Source organism: Mesorhizobium sp. M4B.F.Ca.ET.089.01.1.1, from assembly GCF_004022605.1.
GTDB lineage: Bacteria > Pseudomonadota > Alphaproteobacteria > Rhizobiales > Rhizobiaceae > Mesorhizobium > Mesorhizobium abyssinicae.
The window spans coordinates 1-18,746 of record NZ_RZOS01000074.1 but is presented as its reverse complement, the minus strand read 5'-3'; the positions used below and the strand labels follow the sequence as shown (position 1 = coordinate 18,746).

The following is an 18,746-nucleotide window of genomic DNA, read 5'->3' as shown; positions in this document are numbered from 1 at the left end:
GACGAATTGCAGGCGCGCTTCGAGGGCGGCGCCGCCGACGGCTTCAACGTCATGCCGTCCTGGTTCCCCGGCGAGCTCGACGCCTTCTGTGCCCTCGTCGTGCCGGAACTGCGGCGGCGCGGCCTGTTCCGCACCGACTATGAAGGCCGCACCCTGCGCGAACATCTTGGCCTGAAGCGGCCGGCCTGACGCGGCCGGCATGGGACGCTTAGCCGGCGTCCATCATCCGGGCCGTGCCTGACACCCTGATCGAGCTGCCGGGCGTCGACGGGATGTCGGCATGCAGCCGCGAGCGCATGCCCATGTCCTCGCCCTGCACGACATCGATCGCGCCGCCATGCGGCCAGCCGAGGTCGCGCAGATAGCCGGCGAAGGCGGCGGTCGAGGCTCCTGTCGCCGGATCCTCGTAGACGCCGCCCGACGCGAACGGATTGCGCGTGTGGAACAGGGCCGGCGCTTCGGCATAAGCGAGCAGGATCGTCACCAGCCCTTCGCGCCGCATCAGCGCCTGCCCGCGCTTCAGGTCATAAGCCATTGCAGCCAGCGCCTCGCGCGACTTCAGCGCCAGCGCCAGATGGTCTGCGCCGCCATGGATCAGCGCCGGCGGAATGGCCGGATCGAGATCGTTTGCCTGATAGCCGAACAGCGCCAGCGTCTCCGCGACAAGCTCTGGCGGGGCCGGCCGGCTGCGCGTCGGCGGAGACTGCAAGGCCGCGACGATGTTGGCGCCGTCGCGGAACCCTTCGACGGTGATCGTTGCCTGGTTGAGGGTGAGCGCGAAAATCCCGTCGCCGAACTGCCGCACCAGCGCAGCACCAAGCGCGATCGTGGCATGGCCGCAGAACGGCACTTCGCTTTCCGGGGAGAAATAGCGGACCCGCCAGCCATCGCCTTCCGGCGCCGCAAAGGCGGTTTCCGAAAACCCGACTTCGGCCGCGACGCGCTGCATTTCGATGGCATCGTCCAAGACCGTGCCGATCACCACGCCGGCCGGGTTGCCGCCGTTGTCGCCATCCGAAAACGCCGCAATTCTCAATACGTCCATCAGGGGTCCGCCTCGTGCTTGTGAGGCGCGCAGAAAACACTTTCCCGAACGATTTGGGAAATGAAGAAAGCGACGAGCAGCTGTGAGCGCTGGTCATATCCCAGCAGCGTCGCCGCCGGCGCCCCGGCGACTGCGCTCAGTCGGCCATCGCCTTCTCGGGCGTGCTTGAGGCAGTCGCCTCAGTGGCATGCGAGACCAGCGCCGTCATGATCTCCGCGGCGGCGAGCGCCGCGATGACCGGCGGGCGCTTGTCCTTCACCGCATTGCCCCCGATCGGCGAGACCAGGCGGTTGAACTCCGCCTCGCTGCCATCCGCCGATTTGAGGAACCAGTTCTTGAAGGTCGCCTTCTTGGTCTTCGAGCCGATCATGCCGACATAGGCGGCGTCGCCCCGCTTCAGTGCCTCGGCGACGATCAGGAAATCGAGCGCATGGTCGTGGGTGAGGATGGCGAAGGCCGCTCCCGCCGGCGCATCGCGCACCACGGCCTCGGGCATCGGCGTCAGTCTGGTTTCGACCGTTTCCGGCATCCCTTCGAGCGCTTCGGCGCGCGTCTCGACGACGACGGCATGGATGGGCATCAGCGCCAGCGCCGACGCCAGCGCCTGGCCGACATGGCCGCCACCGAAGAGATAGACGTGAGGTAGGTGCGCCTCCTCGACCTCGGCCTTGGCGATCAGCTCTTGTTCGAGTGCCCCATCGACCGGGCGGATCAGCACCTCGACGCGTCCGCCGCAGCACTGGCCGATTTCAGGCCCGAGCGGAACGTCGAGCGTGGCGAACATCTTGCCGGCGTCGCGCAGCCCCTCACCCTTACCCTCTCCCCGTAAGGACGGGGAGAGGGGGTCGCCAGCGTTGCGACTATCTCCCTTCTCCCCGTCACTATACGGGGAGAAGGTGCCGGCAGGCGGATGAGGGGCGGCGGCGACGTCGGCAAATTCCCCGAGAGGTGCAGGGCGTATAGAGCCCAGCATCTGCCGCGCCTTGTCGATCGCCATATATTCGAGCTGGCCGCCGCCGATCGTGCCGTAAGTCGCCGAGGCCGAGACCAGCATGAAGGCGCCGGTCTCGCGCGGGGTCGAGCCCTTGGTTGCCGCGACCTCGACCAGCGCGGCCCGGCCGGCTTGGCCGAGAAAATCCTTCAGGCTTTGCACGTTCGAGTTCATCGTCTGCATTCCCGATACGGAAATATAGAGTTTTTCGGCCCGATTTGCACGCTTCGCCCGGTTCAGGCCGGTTTTGCGGCTTTCAGCCGTTCGATCGCCATCAGCACCCGCTCTGGCGTCGCCGGCGCGTCGAGGCGCGGGCAGATCCTGTGGTCGGCGACGCTCGCCACCGCGTCCGACAGCGCGTGCAGCACCGACATGCCGAGCGGGAAGGGCGGCTCGCCGACTGCCTTGGACCGGTGCACGGTCGGCTCATGCGCCTCCGGCCAGTCGGCCAGCGTGACGTTGAAGATCTTCGGCCGGTCGGAAGCGAGCGGGATCTTGTAGGTCGAAGGCGCGTGCGTGCGCAGCCGGCCCTTCTCGTCCCACCACAGTTCCTCGGTGGTCAGCCAGCCCATGCCCTGGATGAAGCCGCCCTCGATCTGGCCGAGGTCGATGGCGCGGTTCAGCGAGCGGCCGGTCTCGTGCAGTATGTCGGTGCGCTCGACCACGTACTCGCCGGTCAGCGTATCGACCGACACTTCCGAGCACGAGGCGCCATAGGCGAAGTAGTAGAAAGGGCGACCCTCGCCCTTGTCGCGGTTCCAGTGGATCTTCGGTGTTTTGTAGAAGCCCGCAGCCGAGAGCTGGATGCGCGCCATATAGGCCTGCTTGACGAGGTCGGCGAAGGCGATCTCCTGGTTGCCGATGCGAACCCGGTTGGGCAGGAACAGCACCTGGTCGCGCGGCACCTGGTATTTCTCGGCCGCGAAATTGGTCAGCCGGTCCTTGATCTGGCGGGCGCCGTTCTGCGCCGCCATGCCGTTGAGGTCGGAGCCGGAGGAGGCCGCGGTGGCCGACGTGTTCGGCACCTTGCCGGTTGTCGTGGCGGTGATCTTGACCTGGTCGAGGTCGATCTGGAACTCTTCCGCCACCACTTGCGCGACCTTGAGATAGAGGCCTTGCCCCATCTCGGTGCCGCCATGGTTCAGGTGCACCGAGCCGTCGGTATAGACGTGCACCAGCGCGCCGGCCTGGTTGTAATGCGTGGCAGTGAACGAGATGCCGAACTTCACCGGTGTCAGCGCCAGGCCGCGCTTGATGAAGCGGCTGTTGGCGTTGAAGGCCCTGATCTCGCGCCGGCGTCGCTCATAGTTCGAGCTCGCCTCCAGCTCGGCAATGATGCGGTGGATGATGTTGTCCTCGACCGTCTGATGGTAGGGCGTGATGTTGCGGTCGCTGGTGCCGTAGAAATTCTTCTTGCGGATCTCCAGCGGATCCTTGCCGACGGCAAAGGCGACCTCGTCGATGACGCGCTCGGCGCCGACCATACCTTGCGGCCCGCCGAAACCGCGAAAGGCGGTGTTCGACACCGTGTTGGTGTAGAGCGGCGCCGACTGCGCATGCACCGCCGGCCAGAAATAGGTGTTGTCGCAGTGGAACAGCGCGCGGTCGGTCACCGGGCCCGACAGGTCCGAGGAGAAGCCGCAGCGCGCCGCGAACATGAAGTCGACGCCGAGTATGTTGCCGTCGTCGTCGAAGCCGACCTCGTAATCGACGACGAAGTCGTGGCGCTTGCCGGTGGCGATCATGTCGTCGTCGCGGTCGGGCCGGATTTTCACCGCGCGGTGGTGCCGTTTCGCTGCGATCGCCGCCAGCGCGGCAAATTGGTTGCCTTGCGTCTCCTTGCCGCCGAAGCCACCGCCCATGCGGCGGATCTCCACCATGATGGCGTTGCTCGGCACCCCCAGCGCGTGGCTGACCATATGCTGGACTTCGCTCGGATGCTGGGTCGACGAATAGATGGTGACGTCCTCGTCCTCGCCGGGGACGGCCATGGCGATATGGCCTTCCAGGTAGAAATGCTCCTGGCCGCCGACGCGCATCTTCCCCTTGAGCTTGCGCGGCGCCGCCTTGATCGCCGCCTCTGCGTCGCCGCGCTTCAGCGTCAGCGGCGGCGTGACCAGCTTGTCTTTCCTTGGGTTTAGCTCGCCGATGTCGGTGACGAAGGGCAATTGCTTGTATTCGACCTTGGCCAGCCGGGTGGCGCGGCGCGCCTGTTCGCGGGTCTCGGCGATGACGCAGAAGATCGGCTGGCCGCAGAACTCGACCTTGCCGTCGGCGAGCACCGGCTCGTCATGGCGGCCGGTCGGCGAGATATCGTTCTCGCCGGGCACGTCCTTTGCCGTCAGCACGTCGACGACGCCCGGCGCCGCGCGCACCGCCGACAGATCCATGCGGGTGATGGTGGCATGCGTTGCTGCCGAAAGGCCGAGGCAGCCATGCAGCGTGCCCGCCGGCTCCGGCATGTCGTCGATATAGACCGCCGTGCCGCTGACATGCTTGTGCGCGGAATCGTGGCGCTGGTCGCTGGCGACGCCGCCATTGATCTTCTGCGCCTTCAGGTTGGGAACGTGCTTGGTCATTGGGCGCCTCCTTTGCCTTCTCCCCGTTCACGGGGAGAAGGTGGCCCGAAGGGCCGGATGAGGGGCAGCGCCGACATTGATGATTTTGCGAAAAGTGGCCGACGGTAGCGCCGCCCCTCATCTGCCTGCCGGCATCTTCTCCCCGTGAACGGGGAGAAGGACGCTGTCCGTCCGCTCGCGTTGGCTTGCATCAGGCCGCCTCGTCACGTGACACTTGGAACGGCGCCTTCGTTCCCATTGTTTCGACAAAGAAGCGCAGCAGAAGGTTCTTCGCCGCCAGCGCCCGATATTCGGCGCTTGCCCGCATATCGGTGAGCGGCGTGAAATCGCTGGCGTACTCGGCCATCGCGGCCTCCACGGTTTCCTCTGTCCACCGCTTGCCGAGCAGCGCCTTCTCCACCGCGAAAGCCCGCTTCGGTGTCGCCGCCATGCCGCCATAGGCGATGCGGATGTCGGCGACGGTGCCGTTCCTGGCAAGGGTGAGGTGGAAGGCGCCGAGGGCAGCGGTGATGTCCTCGTCGCGGCGCTTGGTGATCTTGTAGACGGCGAACTTTGTCGCCTTGGCCGGCACCGGCACATGCACGGCCTCGACGAACTCGCCCGGCCGCCGGTCCTGCTTGCCATAGGCGACGAAGAAGTCTTCGAGCGGGATCGTGCGCCGCTTGCCGCCGCGGCGCAGCGTCAGCCGCGCGCCGAGCGCGATCAGCGGCGGCGGCGTGTCGCCGATCGGCGAGCCATTGGCGATGTTGCCGCCGATCGTGCCCATGTTGCGCACCTGCTCGCCGCCGATGCGGTCGAACAGCGGCCCGAGCGCCGGAATGCGCTTCGACAGCGTCGCGAAGGCTTCACTGTAGGTGACGCCGGCGCCGATCGAGATCACGCCCTTGCCCTCGGATATCGTGCACAGCCCGTCGAGATTGCCGATGAAGACCGCCGGCGCGATGTCGCGCATATGCTTGGTCACCCAAAGCCCGACATCGGTGGAACCGGCAACCAGCGTCGCGCCCGGCTCCTTGTCGAGCAGCTTGGCCAGATCGTCGGCGTCGGCGGGCACGATCAGCCGCGCCTTGCCCGCGCCGATCTCGACGCGCGCGCCGTCCTTCAGCGCCGCAAGCCTTGCGGTGATCGACTTGCGCTCGGCCGCCAGCGGGTCTTTCGCCGCCTTGCCGTAGCTGGAAATGGCCCGCGCCGCGCGCATGATCGCCTCATAGCCGGTGCAGCGGCAGAGATTGCCCTGCAGCGCCTTCTCTATCGCCGCGTCCGACGGTTCGGGCGAGCGCATCCACAGCGCGTAGAGCGACATGACGAAGCCCGGCGTACAGAAGCCGCATTGCGAGCCGTGGAAATCGACCATCGCCTGCTGCACCGGATGCAGGGTTTCGCCGGTGCCGCGCAGATGCTCGACGGTGACGACGTGAGTGGCGTCGAGCGAGCCGAGGAAGCGGATGCAGGCGTTGACGCTTTCATAGACCAGCCGGCCGGCGGAAAGCCTGCCGACCAGCACCGTGCAGGCGCCGCAATCGCCCTCGGCGCAGCCTTCCTTGGTGCCGCGCAGCGTCCGGTCGAGCCGCAGCCAGTCGAGCAGGGTCGCATCGGGCGCGACATCGGCCAGCGCGATGTCCTCGCCGTTGAGGATGAAGCGGATTTCGTTGCGGGTCTTGACCTTGGCCATCTCTCAACTTCCCCGATAGGTCGAATAGCCATAGGGCGAGATCAGCAGCGGCACATGGTAGTGGCGCGCTTCCGCCATGCCGAAGCGGATCGGCACGATGTCGAGGAAGGCCGGTTCCGGCAGGCTGGTCCCTTGCCGGCGCAGATAGTCGCCGGCGGCGAACACCAGTTCGTATTCGCCGGTGCGGAAGTCGGCGCCGGCAAGCAGCGGCGCATCGCAGCGGCCGTCGTCGTTGGTGACCACCGTTTTCAGATGCGCCCGCGTCTGCCGCTCGATGCGGAACAGCTCGATCGACAGGCCCTTGGCCGGCCTGCCGGTCGCGGTGTCGAGCACATGGGTCGTCAGGCGCCCGCCATCGGCTTTCGACGTTTCTGCCACTGCCGTCTCCCATCCCCGTACTGTCGAACGTTTCTGGTCAATTGTGCGCCCATTAAAGGCGATGCATAAGTCCCGGTCGAGCGGAGCGTGACAAAAAGCACTTTCAAAAATTTTCGGGGGAATGCACGAGCACTCCTTTCGATATCTTCACCTCAACGATCCGGCAGGAGTGACAATGCGTTACGAACGGGACATGCGCGGCTATGGGGCCAATCCGCCCGATCCGAAATGGCCCGGCGACGCGCATGTGGCGGTGCAGTTCGTCGTCAATTACGAAGAGGGCGGCGAGAACTGCGTGCTGCACGGCGACAAGGCCTCGGAAGCCTTCCTGTCGGAGATCGTCGGCGCCGCCCCTTGGCTCGGCCAGCGCCACTGGAACATGGAATCGATCTATGAATATGGCGCCCGAGCCGGCTTCTGGCGGCTCCACCGGCTGTTCACCGAAGCGCAGGTGCCGGTGACCTGCTACGGCGTCGCCACTGCGCTGGCACGCTCGCCCGACCAGGTGGCGGCCATGCAGCAGGCCGGCTGGGAGATCGCCTCGCACGGGCTGAAATGGATCGACTACCGCGATCATTTGCCCGAGGACGAGAAGCGCGACCTCGAAGAGGCGATCCGGCTGCACTACGAGGTGACCGGCGCCCGGCCGACCGGCTGGTACACCGGCCGCACCTCGATCAACACGCTGCGGCTGGTCGCCGAGGAAGGCGGTTTCGACTACGTCTCCGATACCTATGACGACGAATTGCCCTACTGGTTCGATCGCGGCGGCCTGGAGAAGCCGCAGCTCGTCATCCCCTATACGCTCGACGCCAACGACATGCGCTTCGCTACGCCGCAAGGCTTCAATTCCGGCGACCAGTTCTTCGCCTATCTGAAGGACAGTTTCGACACGCTCTATGCCGAGGGCAGGGACGGGCGGCCGCGCATGATGAATATCGGCCTGCATTGCCGGCTGGTCGGTCGTCCGGGCCGCGTGGCGGCGCTGAAGCGCTTCGTCGATTATGTGAAATCGCATGACCGGGTCTGGCTGGCGCGGCGCATCGATATCGCCAGCCACTGGCGCGAGACGCATCCTTACCAGGCGCCGGCGCTGCGTCCATCGCGGATGGAGTTCGAGGCCTTCGTCCATGCCTTCGGCGGCGTCTTCGAGCATTCGCCCTGGATCGCAGAGCGCGCCTACGAGCTGGAGCTCGGCCCGGCGCATGACAGCGCCGGCGGCGTGCACAACGCGCTCTGCCGCGTCTTCCGCGCCGCAACCGAGGCCGAGCGGCTGTCCGTGCTCAACGCCCATCCCGACCTTGCCGGCAAGCTGGCGAAGGCCAGGCGGCTGACGGCGGAATCGGCCAGGGAGCAGGCCTCCGCCGGGCTCGACGCGCTGACCGACAAGGAACGCGAGCTGTTCTCCAAGCTCAACGCCGCCTACGTCACCACTTTCGGCTTCCCCTTCATCATCGCCGTCAAGGGCAAGAGCAAGGACCATATCCTGGCGGAGTTCGAGCGGCGCATCGGCAACAGCCGCGCCACCGAGTTCGAAACCGCCTGCAAACAGGTCGAGCGCATCGCGCTGCTTCGGCTGAAAGACATGCTGCCGCTCTAAATGTTTGGTTTTACGCAACTCCGGACGAAACACCGTCACACACTGGATTTGCTCTGAGGATCAGGACTATGGACATGATCAAGACGCCCGAGCGCACCTACTACGCACCGCATGGCGGCCATCCCGGCCAAAGCGAGCTGCTGACCGGTCGCGCCGTCTTTACCGAGGCCTATGCCGTCATCCCCAAGGGGGTGATGCAGGACATCGTCACCAGCGCCTTGCCTTTCTGGGACAAGACTAGGGTCTGGATCATCGCGCGGCCGCTGTCGGGCTTTGCCGAGACCTTCTCGCAATACATCGTCGAGGTCGAGCCCGGCGGCGGCAGCGAGCGGCCGGAGCCGGATGCCGGCGCCGAGGGCGTGCTGTTCGTGGTCGAGGGCGAGCTCAGCGTTTCGCTCGCCGGCAAGAAGCACGTGCTTCGCCCCGGCGGCTTCGCCTTCCTGCCGCCGGCGAGCGGCTGGACGGTGCGCAACGAAAGCAAGGCCGCCGTTCGCTTCCACTGGGTGCGCAAGGCCTATGAGCCGGTGGACGGGCTCGATACGCCGCCCGCCTTCTTCGCCAACGAGCAGGATATCGCGCCGAGCCCGATGCCCGGCACCGAAGGCCGCTGGGCGACGACCCGCTTCGTCGACCCCGCCGACCTGCGCCACGACATGCATGTCACCATCGTCACGCTGGAGCCCGGCGCCGTCATCCCCTTCGCCGAGACCCATGTCATGGAGCATGGCCTGTACGTGCTGGAAGGCAAGGCCGTCTACCGGCTCAACCAGGACTGGGTGGAGGTCGAGGCCGGCGACTATATGTGGCTGCGCGCCTTCTGCCCGCAGGCCTGCTATGCCGGCGGCCCGGGAAAATTCCGCTACCTGCTCTACAAGGACGTCAACCGTCACGCCAAGCTCGGCGGCGCCGGCCTCGGAGGCCGCGCGCGGTGACCCGCATCGTCGCCCGGCCGCTGACGCGCGAAAACTTCGCCCCGTTCGGCGAGGTCATCGACATGGGCGGCGACAATCACTACCCGATCAATGCCGGCAAGGCCGAGCGCTACCACGACCTCGCTACCGCCGAAGCCGCCGGGCCGAACGCCAGGGTGCTGATCTCGATGGTGCGCGGCACGCCCTATGAGATGCCGCTCAAGCTGACCATGGTCGAGCGCCATCCTTTCGGCAGCCAGGCCTTCATCCCGCTGTCGCCGCGCCCTTTCCTGGTCGTCGTCTGCCATGACGGCAAGGACGGCCCCGGCGAGCCGCACGCCTTCATCACCGCGCCCGGCCAGGGCATCAACTACCGCCGCAACCTCTGGCACGGCGTGCTGACGCCGATCGGCGAGGCGCAGGATTTCCTGATCGTCGACCGCGGCGGCGACGGCTCCAACCTCGAAGAGTGCCATTTCTCGCACCCCTACGAGATTCACCTTCCCTGAGTACCGAGACCCCATCATGACCGACATTTCGCTGATCGACCGCCTGCTCGACGTCATCGAGCACGACATCGTGCCGAAGACGGCCGAGGGCGTCGCCCATGGCAACAAGCTGTTCGGCGCCGCGATCCTGAGGAAGGACGACCGCTCGCTGGTGCTTGCCGAGACCAACAACGAGATCGAAAATCCGCTCTGGCACGGCGAAGTGCACTGTCTGAAGCGCTTCTACGAAATGCCGAAGGCAGAGCGCGTCGAAACCGGCGACGCGATCTTTCTCGCCACGCACGAGCCCTGCTCGCTCTGCCTGTCGGCCATCACCTGGACCGGCTTCGATAATTTCTACTACCTCTTCAGCCATGAGGATTCGCGCGACAGCTTCGCCATCCCGCATGACCTGAAGATCCTGAAGGAGGTCTTCACCCTCGACCCAGGCGGCTACAATGCCGAGAACGCCTACTGGAAGAGCTTTTCCATCCGCAGGCTGGCGCGGGCGCTGCCGGAAGCTGAGCGCAGCCGGCTGGAAGCGCGTATCGGCAAGATTTCCGCGCGCTACGACGAACTGTCCGGCGCCTATCAGGAAAGCAAGGCCGACAACGACATTCCGCTGAACTGACGCGGATTGACCAGCCGATTTCGTCGGCTGGCTCATGACGCGGTGGGGCGGGCCCCATCATGTGCCCGCCATGAAAACCGTCACCGAATTTCCCCGCAAGGTCGTCGAATTTCCCGACATGGGCATCGTCATGCCGGATGGCTGCCGGCTGTCGGCGCGCATCTGGATGCCGGAGGACGCCGCCGACGATCCGGTGCCGGCGATCCTCGAGCATCTCCCATACCGCAAGCGTGACGGCACAATCTTCCGCGATCAGCTGACGCATCCCTATTTCGCCGGCCACGGCTATGCCTCGATCCGTGTCGACATGCGCGGCAATGGCGATTCCGAAGGGCTGATGGACGACGAATATTCCGAGCAGGAACTGCAGGATGCCTGCGACGTCATCGCCTGGGCGGCGGCCCAGCCCTGGTGCAACGGCAATGTCGGCATGATGGGCATTTCCTGGGGTGGCTTCAACTGCCTGCAGGTCGCGGCCAAGCAGCCGCCGGCGCTGAAGGCGGTAATCAGCCTCTGCTCGACCGTCGACCGCTATGCCGACGATATCCATTACAAGGGCGGCTGCCTGCTGATTGAGAATTTCGGCTGGGCCTCGACCATGCTCTCCTACTCGTCGCGGCCGCCGGATCCGCTGATCGCCGGCGGCAACCGCTGGCGCGATTTGTGGCTCGACCGGCTGGAGAACCAGCCCTTCCTGGCGCCGCTCTGGCTCAGCCATCAGCATCGCGACGCCTACTGGAAGCGCGGCTCGATCTGCGAGGACTTTTCGGCGGTCAAGGCGGCCGTGCTGTCGATCGGCGGCTGGCATGACGGCTACCGCAACACCATCTCGCATCTGGTCACCAACATCGAGGCGCCGGTCAAGGGCATCGTCGGCCCGTGGATTCACAAATACCCGCATTACGCCGGACCCAGGCCGGCGATCGGCTTCCTCCAGGAGGCCCTGCGCTGGTGGGGTCGCTGGCTGAAAGGGGCCGAGACCGGCGTCGAGGCCGATCCCGACTACCGCGCCTATGTGATGGACAGCGTGCGGCCGGCGCGCTGGCACCCGGAGCGGCCAGGCCGCTGGGTGGCCGAGCAGGAATGGCCGTCGTCCAACGTCAAGGTAGAAGCGATCGAGCTGATTCCGGAAGGCGCCAAGCCTGCCATCGTCGCCACGCCGCAAAGCTGCGGCCTTGCCGGCGGCGAATATTTCCCCTTCACCTTCGGGCCGGAACTGCCGGGCGACCAGCGCCCCGACGACGCCCTGTCGGTGTGTTTCGACCGGCCGGTGCTTGATCGGGCGATCGACATTGTCGGCGCGCCGGAGCTCCTGGTCAGGGTCGCCTCGGACCGGCCCCAGGCCAACATCGCTGTCAGGCTCTGTGACGTCCATCCCGACGGTGCCTCGGAACTGATCTCCTACGGCGTGCTCAACCTCACGCACCGCAATTCGCATGAATTCCCCGAGGCGCTGCTGCCGGGCGAGAGTGTCTCGGCCCGTGTCGTGCTCGACCAGTGCGCCTACCGCGTGCCGGCCGGCCACCGGCTGCGCATTGCCGTTTCAAACGCCTACTGGCCGATGATCTGGCCCTCGCCGGAGCCGGTCCGCCTCGACCTGTCGAAGGCCACGCTCAACCTGCCGGTCCGCCCGCTGGCGACAGGCAACGAAGTTTCGTTCCCCGCCCCCGAGGGCGCCGCGCCCTGGCAGACCGAGACGATCCGCCCCGCCAGTTCCGAGCGCCATGTCGACCGCGACGAGAAGACCGGCATCGTCACGCTTTCCATCACCGATGATTTCGGCGCGGTGCGCGACCTCGCGCATGGTCTCGCCAATGGCAGCATGGTCAGGGAGGTCTGGGCGATCCATCCCGATGATCCATCGTCAGCCTCGGGGAAAACCCACTGGACACAGACTTTGTCGCGAAATGGATGGTCGGTGCGTACCGAAACCTTCGCGGCGATCCATTCCGACCCGCAAAACTTCGTGCTGAGCGCCAGAATCGAAGCCTATGAGGGCGAAAACCTCGTGTTCGAACGCGACTTCGAGCAGAAGATTCCGCGCGCTCTCGTCTGAGGGCTGGCAGGATTGGTCCAATTGCGACGCGCCATTTACGCCACGGCATGTCGCATTCGGTCTTGCTTACAGCTTTCCGTTGCGCTCATTATCCTCACAAGAAACAAGAAACGGCCGCAAGGTCGAACCATCAGAGTGAGGAACCTGCAATGTCTAACGAACTGGACTATCTCAGCCGTCGTGTCGCCGCCGGCAAGCTCAGCCGTCGCGACTTTCTCGGCCGCGCCGCCGCGCTCGGCATCTCCGCTCCCTTCGCCAATTCGCTGCTTTCGAGCGCGGCCCGCGCCGCCGGTCCGGTCAAGGGCGGCACGCTGAAGGCCGGCCTCGTCGGTGGTGAATCCACCAACAGCCTCGATCCGGCGCTGATGATGACCCAGGTGCCGTTCGCCTTCGGCAAGTGCTGGGGCGAAATGATCGTCGAGCTGTCGCCTGACGGCAAGCTCGAGAACCGCATCGCCGAGGAGATCGGCTCCTCCGATGATGCCAAGGTCTGGACGCTGAAGATCCGCGACGGTGTCGAATTCCACAACGGCAAGACCGTGACCGCCGAGGACGTCGCCGCCACGCTCGAACGTCACTCCGACGAGAAGTCGAAATCCGGCGCTCTCGGCTACATGAAGGGCATCGAGAGCATCAAGGCCAGCGGCAAGGAAGTGGTGCTGACGCTGAAGGAGGCCAATGCCGACCTTCCCTACCTGCTCAGCGACTATCACCTGATCGTCCAGCCGAACGGCGGCAAGGACAAGCCCGATGCCGGCATCTCGGCGGGGCCCTATGTGGTCAAGACCAACGAGCCCGGCGTGCGCCATGTCGGCGAGCGCTTCGCCAACTACTGGCAGGGCGACAAAATGGGCCACGCCGACCAGATCGAGGTGGTCGTCATCAACGACGCGACGGCGCGCACCGCGGCCCTGCAGGGCGGCCAGGTCAACATGATCAACCGCGTCGAGCCGAAGATCGTCGACCTGATCAAGCGCGTGCCGGGCGTCACCATCCGCAACCATGCGGGCCCCGGCCACTACGTGTTCATCATGCATTGCAACACGGCGCCGTTCGACAACAACGATCTCAGGATGGCGCTGAAGCTGGCCATCGACCGCGAGGAGATGCTGAACAAGGTGCTGCGCGGCTACGGCTCGCTTGGCAACGACTTCCCGATCAACGCGGCCTACCCGCTGTTCACCGAGATCGAGCAGCGCAAGTACGATCCGGACAAGGCCAAGTTCCACTACAAGAAGTCCGGCCATGACGGCTCGGTGCTGCTCAGGACCTCCGATGTCGCCTTCCCCGGCGCCGTCGATGCCGCGCAGCTCTACCAGCAGAGCGCGGCCAAGGCCGGCATCAAGCTCGAGATCAAGCGCGAGCCGGGCGACGGCTACTGGAACGAGGTCTGGAACAAGCAGCCCTTCTGCGCCTCGTATTGGGGCGGCCGCTCGACCCAGGACCAGATGTACTCGACCGCCTATCTGTCGACGGCCGACTGGAACGACACGCGCTTCAAGCGTCCGGACTTCGACAAAATGGTGCTGGCCGCGCGCGCCGAGCTGGACGAGGCCAAGCGCAAGGCGATGTACCATGACATGGCCGTCATGGTGCGCGACGAGGGCGGCCTGATCCTGCCGATGTTCAATCAGTTCATCGATGCCACCGGCGCCAAGGTCGGCGGCTGGGTCGACGATCCGCATCAGGAGCTGATGAACGGCTACGCTCTGGCGAAGTGCTGGCTCGAAGCCTGAGTTCGGCCTTGCGGAGATGTCCTCACCCATCGTGAAACTGGTGGCCCAGCGCGTTGCGCTGGGCATCCTCCTCTTGTTGGCCGTTTCGGTCCTGATCTTCGCCGGCACCCAGATCCTGCCCGGCGACGTCGCGCAAGCCATTCTCGGACAATCGGCGACGCCGGAGTCGCTCGCCAATCTGCGCGAGCAGCTCGGGCTGAACCAGCCTGCCTATCTCCGCTACTTCCACTGGCTGGGCGGCGTGCTCACCGGCGATCTCGGCACCGCCATGTCGAGCGGGCAGGACATTGCGACATCGATCAAGGACAGGCTGTGGAACACGCTGTTCCTCGCCTTCTGGGCGGCGATCGTCGCCGTGCCGCTGGCGATCATCCTCGGTCTGATCGCGGTGCGTTACCGCAACGGCTGGGTCGACAAGCTGATCTCCGGCGTGGCGCTGGCCTCGACCTCGTTCCCGGAATTCTTCATCGGCTATGTGCTCGTCTTTTACTTCGCCGTGCAGCACCAATGGTTCCCGGCCATCTCCACCGTCTATGAGGGCATGCCGTTCGGCGAGCGCATGCAGGCCATCGCCTTGCCTGCGGCGGCGCTGACGTTGGTGGTTCTGGCCCACATGATGCGCATGACGCGCGCGGCGATCCTCAACGTCATGCAGTCGGCCTATGTCGAGACGGCCGAGTTGAAGGGTCTGTCGGCCTTCGCCGTCATCCGCAAGCATGCGTTCCCGAACGCCATCGCGCCGATCATCAACGTCGTCATGCTCAACCTCGCCTATCTCGTCGTCGGCGTCGTCGTGGTCGAGGTGATCTTCGTCTATCCCGGCATGGGACAGTATCTGGTCGACCACGTCACCAAGCGCGACGTGCCGGTCGTTCAGGCGGTCGGCCTGATCTTCGCCGCCGTCTATATCAGCCTCAACATCATCGCGGACATTGCGGCGATCGTCGCCAATCCGCGCCTCAGGCATCCGAAGTAGGAGGGAGCGGGACATGCTGAATATTGCACGCATCCCCCTACCGGCATTGATCGGTATCGTGCTGACCTCGCTGTTCGTGCTGGCAGCGATCTTCGCGCCGTGGATCGCGCCGCACGGCAATGCCGAGATTGTTAGCGACGTCCCTTGGGAACCGATGTCATCGGCGCACTGGCTGGGCACCGACAATCTCGGCCGCGACCTGTTGTCACGCATGATCTACGGCGCCCGCATCACCCTGTTCATCGCGGTGCTGGCCACCGCGCTGTCCTTCTCGCTCGGCGCCATACTCGGTTTTTCGGCCGCGGTGTTCGGCGGCTGGTACGACACCATCCTGTCGCGCCTCATCGACCTGCTGATGTCGATCCCGACGCTGATCATGGCCCTCGTCGTGCTTTCGGTGCTGCCCTCTAACGTGGTGACGCTGATCCTTGTGATGGGGGTTCTCGACTCCACCCGCGTCTACCGGCTGTCGCGCGCGGTCGCCGTCGACATCAACGTCATGGATTATGTCGAAGCCGCCAAGTTGCGCGGTGAAGGCAGCGCCTGGATCATCTTCCGTGAGATCCTGCCCAATGCGCTGTCGCCGCTGGTCTCGGAGCTTGGCCTGCGTTTCATCTATGCGGTGCTGTTTTTGTCGACGCTCTCCTTCCTCGGCCTCGGCGTGCAGCCGCCGGACGCCGACTGGGGCGGCATGGTGAAGGAAAACAAGGACGGCATCGTCTTCGGCATCGCGGCGGCGCTGATCCCGGCCGCGGCGATCGCGGCGCTTGCCATCTCCGTCAATCTCGTCGCCGACTGGGTGCTCAACCGCACGGCAAGCCTGAAGGGAGGACGCGGGTGATGGCCGACACCAAAGCGAAGCCCGGCATGCTGCTCGACATCCGCAACCTGCGCATCGAAGCGACCGTCTATCCGCCCGGCGAGCAGCCGAAGACCATCACTCTGGTGCACGACGTCTCGCTGACGCTGGAAAAGGGCAAGGTGCTCGGCCTGATCGGCGAGTCCGGCGCCGGCAAGTCGACCATCGGCCTGTCGTCGATGGGCTATGGCCGCGGCGGCGTGCGCATCACCGGCGGCGAGGTCATCCTCAACGGCCGCGACATCCTGAAGGGCGGCAAGGAAGGCTTCCGCAGGTTGCGCGGCCGCGAGGTCTGCTATGTCGCGCAGTCGGCGGCCGCCGCCTTCAATCCCGCCCACAGGCTGATGGATCAGGTGGTGGAGGCAGCCCTCCTGCACGGCACGGCGACCCGGGCCGAGGCCGAGAAACGTGCCGTCGCGCTGTTCAAGAAGCTCAGCCTCCCCAACCCGGAAACCATTGGCGAACGCTTCCCGCACCAGGTCTCCGGCGGTCAGCTGCAGCGCGTCATGACGGCGATGGCGCTGTGCTCCGAGCCCGACCTGATCGTCTTCGACGAGCCGACCACCGCGCTCGACGTGACGACGCAGATCGACGTGCTGGCGGCGATCAAGGACGCCATCCGCGACACCCATGTCGCGGCGCTCTACATCACCCATGACCTTGCCGTCGTCGCCCAGGTGTCGGACGAGATCATGGTGCTGCGCCACGGCCGGCTGGTCGAATGGGGCGGTACCCGCCAGATCATCAAGGAACCGCGCCAGGAATACACCAACGCGCTGGTGTCGGTGCACGAGATCGCACATCAGGAGCAAACGCCCGGCACGACGCCTGTGCTGTCGGTGAAGAACGTGACCGCCGCCTATGGCCGCAGCCACATCAAGGTGCTGAAAAACGTTTCGGTCGACATCTTTCCCGGCCAGACGCTGGCCGTCGTCGGCGAGTCTGGCTCGGGCAAGTCGACGCTGGCCCGAGCCATCACCGGCTTGCTGCCGCCCGAGCAGGGCAGCGTCGTCTTCGATGGCCGCACGCTCGGCAACAAGCTCGTCGACCGGCCGAAGGAGGATCTGCGCCAGCTGCAGATGATCTACCAGATGGCCGACGTGGCGATGAATCCGCGCCAGACGGTCGGCACCATCATCGGTCGGCCGCTCGAATTCTATTTCGGCATACGCGGCAGCGAGCGCGACCGGCGCGTCGCCGAGCTGCTCGACAAGATCGAGATGGGCAAGGGTTTCGTCGACCGCTACCCGGCCGAGCTCTCCGGCGGCCAGAAGCAGCGCGTCTGCATCGCCCGCTCGCTCGCCGCCAAGCCGAAGCTGATCATCTGCGACGAGGTGACGTCGGCGCTCGACCCGCTGGTCGCGCATGGCATCCTCGAACTGCTGCTCGGCCTGCAGAAGGAGGAAGGCGTCGCCTATCTGTTCATCACCCACGATCTCGCCACGGTGAAATCGATCGCCGATTCAATCGCGGTGATGTATCGCGGCGAGGTGGTGCGCTACGGCGCCAAGAGCAAGGTGCTGGCGCCGCCCTTCGACGCCTACACCGATCTTCTGTTGTCCTCCGTTCCCGAAATGGAGATCGGCTGGCTGGAGAAGGCCATCGCGGGCCGGCGCATGGCGAGCGCGGGCAACTAGGGCCCAGGAAGCATCGGCCTGCCCGTTTCACGGGTGTGAGCGCCGCGTGTCCGAGAGACCCGCGGCGTTCCGATTTCAACGGACATTGGAATGGAGCCGCCGGTGGCGCTCGCGACGAAGCTTCTGCTTATCATCCTCGACGGCGTGCCCTACCGGAACTGGCGCCGACTCATGGGCAATCTCGAAGGCTGGGTCCAGTCGGGCGAGGCGCGGGTCTGGAAGATGCGCTCGGTGCTGCCGTCGACCTCGGCCTGCTGCTATGCCTCGATCCACACCGGCGTTGCGCCGCAGGTGCATGGCATCCTGTCCAACGAGAACCGGTTCAGGGTCGAGCAGCCGGACATCTTCTCCGAGGTCAGCAAGGCCGGCGGCAGGACGGGCGCGGTCACCCATTCCTACTGGTCGGAATTCTTCCGCTCCTATCCGTTCGACCTCGTCGAGGACATGGAGTTCGACGAGCCGGGCGGGCCGATCACCCATGGCCGCTTCCACACCATGACCGGCTACAATGCCAGGAACCAGATGACGCCCAGCGATGCCGACCTGTTCGCCACGCTGACCATGCTGGCCAAGCGCCACGGCATCGACTACGGCATCCTGCACACCTGCACGCTGGATTCGATGGGGCATCGCTTCGGCCATGACTGCCATGAGATGGACCATGCCGTCTATGCGATGGACGCCATGCTCGCCGGCTTCCTGCCGCTCTGGCGGCAAGCCGGCTACGAGGTGATCGTCACCGCCGACCATGGCCAGACCGACCGCGGCCACCACGGCGGCCATGACGACGAGATGCAGGATTTCGCCCTATACTATTTCGGCCCGGGCAAGGGTCCCGAACCAGACACGCTGCTCGACCAGTTGCAGCTGGCGCCGACGGTGCTGAAGCGCCTCGGCGTGCCCGTGCCAGAGACGATGAAGGCGAAGCCGTTTTTGGGGTGAAACGCGGCGTTGGCGCCCCCTCTCCCCGTCACTATACGGGGAGAGGGTAAGGGTGAGGGGCAGCGCCAACATCGACAATTGCCAACGCCGGCGCCGCCCCTCATCCGCCTGCCGGCACCTTTGTAACTTGTCCCTTGCCGACTCTGCTATTGCAGCAGGTGCGGTGGCGGACGAGAGACCGGAGCATCTTTGGGCCTTGAAGCCCGTGGGAGAGCGAGGGTCTTCGTCCGCCGTTCCATCGACCC

The 18,746-nt window shown here is 65.6% G+C and carries 15 protein-coding genes and 1 pseudogene; 11 read left to right on the top strand and 5 right to left on the bottom strand.

The annotated features are described in order from the left end of the window. Window positions 1-189 (top strand): annotated as a pseudogene (locus EN780_RS10325) (nitrilotriacetate monooxygenase); the annotation flags it as partial. A gap of 19 nt (window positions 190-208) precedes the next feature. On the opposite strand, the gene EN780_RS10320 reads toward EN780_RS10325, so the two are convergent. The 5 genes from EN780_RS10320 to uraH form a co-directional block, all read right to left on the bottom strand. Then, a complete protein-coding gene (locus EN780_RS10320) occupies window positions 209-1,045 on the bottom strand; it encodes a PhzF family phenazine biosynthesis protein (RefSeq protein WP_128273518.1) in 837 nt (278 codons plus the stop codon). Between the two features lie 136 nt (window positions 1,046-1,181). Then, window positions 1,182-2,210: a xanthine dehydrogenase accessory protein XdhC gene (gene xdhC, locus EN780_RS10315; RefSeq protein WP_128273516.1), complete on the bottom strand. Its 1,029-nt coding sequence runs from the start codon at window positions 2,208-2,210 to the stop codon at window positions 1,182-1,184. A 62-nt stretch (window positions 2,211-2,272) separates the two neighbouring features. Continuing rightward, the gene (xdhB, locus tag EN780_RS10310) at window positions 2,273-4,615 is read right to left on the bottom strand and encodes a xanthine dehydrogenase molybdopterin binding subunit (RefSeq protein WP_128273514.1); all 2,343 of its coding nucleotides are present in this window, start codon (window positions 4,613-4,615) and stop codon (window positions 2,273-2,275) included. 190 nt (window positions 4,616-4,805) lie between these two features. After that, on the bottom strand, window positions 4,806-6,287 hold the full coding sequence (gene xdhA, locus EN780_RS10305; protein ID WP_128273512.1) for a xanthine dehydrogenase small subunit: 1,482 nt from the start codon (window positions 6,285-6,287) through the stop codon (window positions 4,806-4,808). 3 nt (window positions 6,288-6,290) lie between these two features. Continuing rightward, window positions 6,291-6,665 carry a hydroxyisourate hydrolase gene (gene uraH / locus EN780_RS10300; protein WP_127285650.1) on the bottom strand — a complete coding sequence of 125 codons (375 nt, stop codon included), beginning with the start codon at window positions 6,663-6,665 and terminating at the stop codon, window positions 6,291-6,293. A gap of 175 nt (window positions 6,666-6,840) precedes the next feature. Between uraH and puuE the strand changes: the two genes are divergently transcribed. The 10 genes from puuE to EN780_RS10250 all read left to right on the top strand — a co-directional run bounded on the left by puuE (window position 6,841) and on the right by EN780_RS10250 (window position 18,501). Beyond that, entirely contained in the window at window positions 6,841-8,265 is a 1,425-nt protein-coding gene (gene puuE, locus EN780_RS10295; protein ID WP_128273511.1) for an allantoinase PuuE, read from the top strand. 68 nt (window positions 8,266-8,333) lie between these two features. Then, the gene (locus EN780_RS10290) at window positions 8,334-9,197 is read left to right on the top strand and encodes a bifunctional allantoicase/(S)-ureidoglycine aminohydrolase (RefSeq protein ID WP_128273510.1); all 864 of its coding nucleotides are present in this window, start codon (window positions 8,334-8,336) and stop codon (window positions 9,195-9,197) included. Next, the gene (locus EN780_RS10285; RefSeq protein ID WP_128273509.1) at window positions 9,194-9,685 is read left to right on the top strand and encodes an ureidoglycolate lyase; all 492 of its coding nucleotides are present in this window, start codon (window positions 9,194-9,196) and stop codon (window positions 9,683-9,685) included. Before EN780_RS10290 ends, EN780_RS10285 begins: the two co-directional genes overlap by 4 nt. 16 nt (window positions 9,686-9,701) lie before the next feature. Continuing rightward, window positions 9,702-10,295 carry a nucleoside deaminase gene (locus tag EN780_RS10280; protein ID WP_128273508.1) on the top strand — a complete coding sequence of 198 codons (594 nt, stop codon included), beginning with the start codon at window positions 9,702-9,704 and terminating at the stop codon, window positions 10,293-10,295. 70 nt (window positions 10,296-10,365) lie between these two features. Beyond that, a complete protein-coding gene (locus EN780_RS10275) occupies window positions 10,366-12,351 on the top strand; it encodes a CocE/NonD family hydrolase (protein ID WP_128273507.1) in 1,986 nt (661 codons plus the stop codon). A gap of 149 nt (window positions 12,352-12,500) precedes the next feature. Further along, on the top strand, window positions 12,501-14,087 hold the full coding sequence (locus tag EN780_RS10270; RefSeq protein ID WP_127285656.1) for an ABC transporter substrate-binding protein: 1,587 nt from the start codon (window positions 12,501-12,503) through the stop codon (window positions 14,085-14,087). Between the two features lie 16 nt (window positions 14,088-14,103). Further along, window positions 14,104-15,063 carry an ABC transporter permease gene (locus EN780_RS10265; protein ID WP_127285657.1) on the top strand — a complete coding sequence of 320 codons (960 nt, stop codon included), beginning with the start codon at window positions 14,104-14,106 and terminating at the stop codon, window positions 15,061-15,063. A gap of 13 nt (window positions 15,064-15,076) precedes the next feature. Then, window positions 15,077-15,904: an ABC transporter permease gene (locus EN780_RS10260; RefSeq protein ID WP_127285658.1), complete on the top strand. Its 828-nt coding sequence runs from the start codon at window positions 15,077-15,079 to the stop codon at window positions 15,902-15,904. Next, window positions 15,904-17,559, top strand: a complete 1,656-nt coding sequence (locus EN780_RS10255; protein WP_127311196.1) for an ABC transporter ATP-binding protein — start codon at window positions 15,904-15,906, stop codon at window positions 17,557-17,559. The genes EN780_RS10260 and EN780_RS10255 overlap by 1 nt, the downstream gene beginning before the upstream one ends. A 102-nt stretch (window positions 17,560-17,661) precedes the next feature. Continuing rightward, window positions 17,662-18,501 (top strand): alkaline phosphatase family protein, encoded by an 840-nt coding sequence (locus tag EN780_RS10250; RefSeq protein ID WP_128273506.1) that lies wholly within the window; start codon window positions 17,662-17,664, stop codon window positions 18,499-18,501. The last annotated feature ends 245 nt before the right edge of the window (window positions 18,502-18,746 follow it).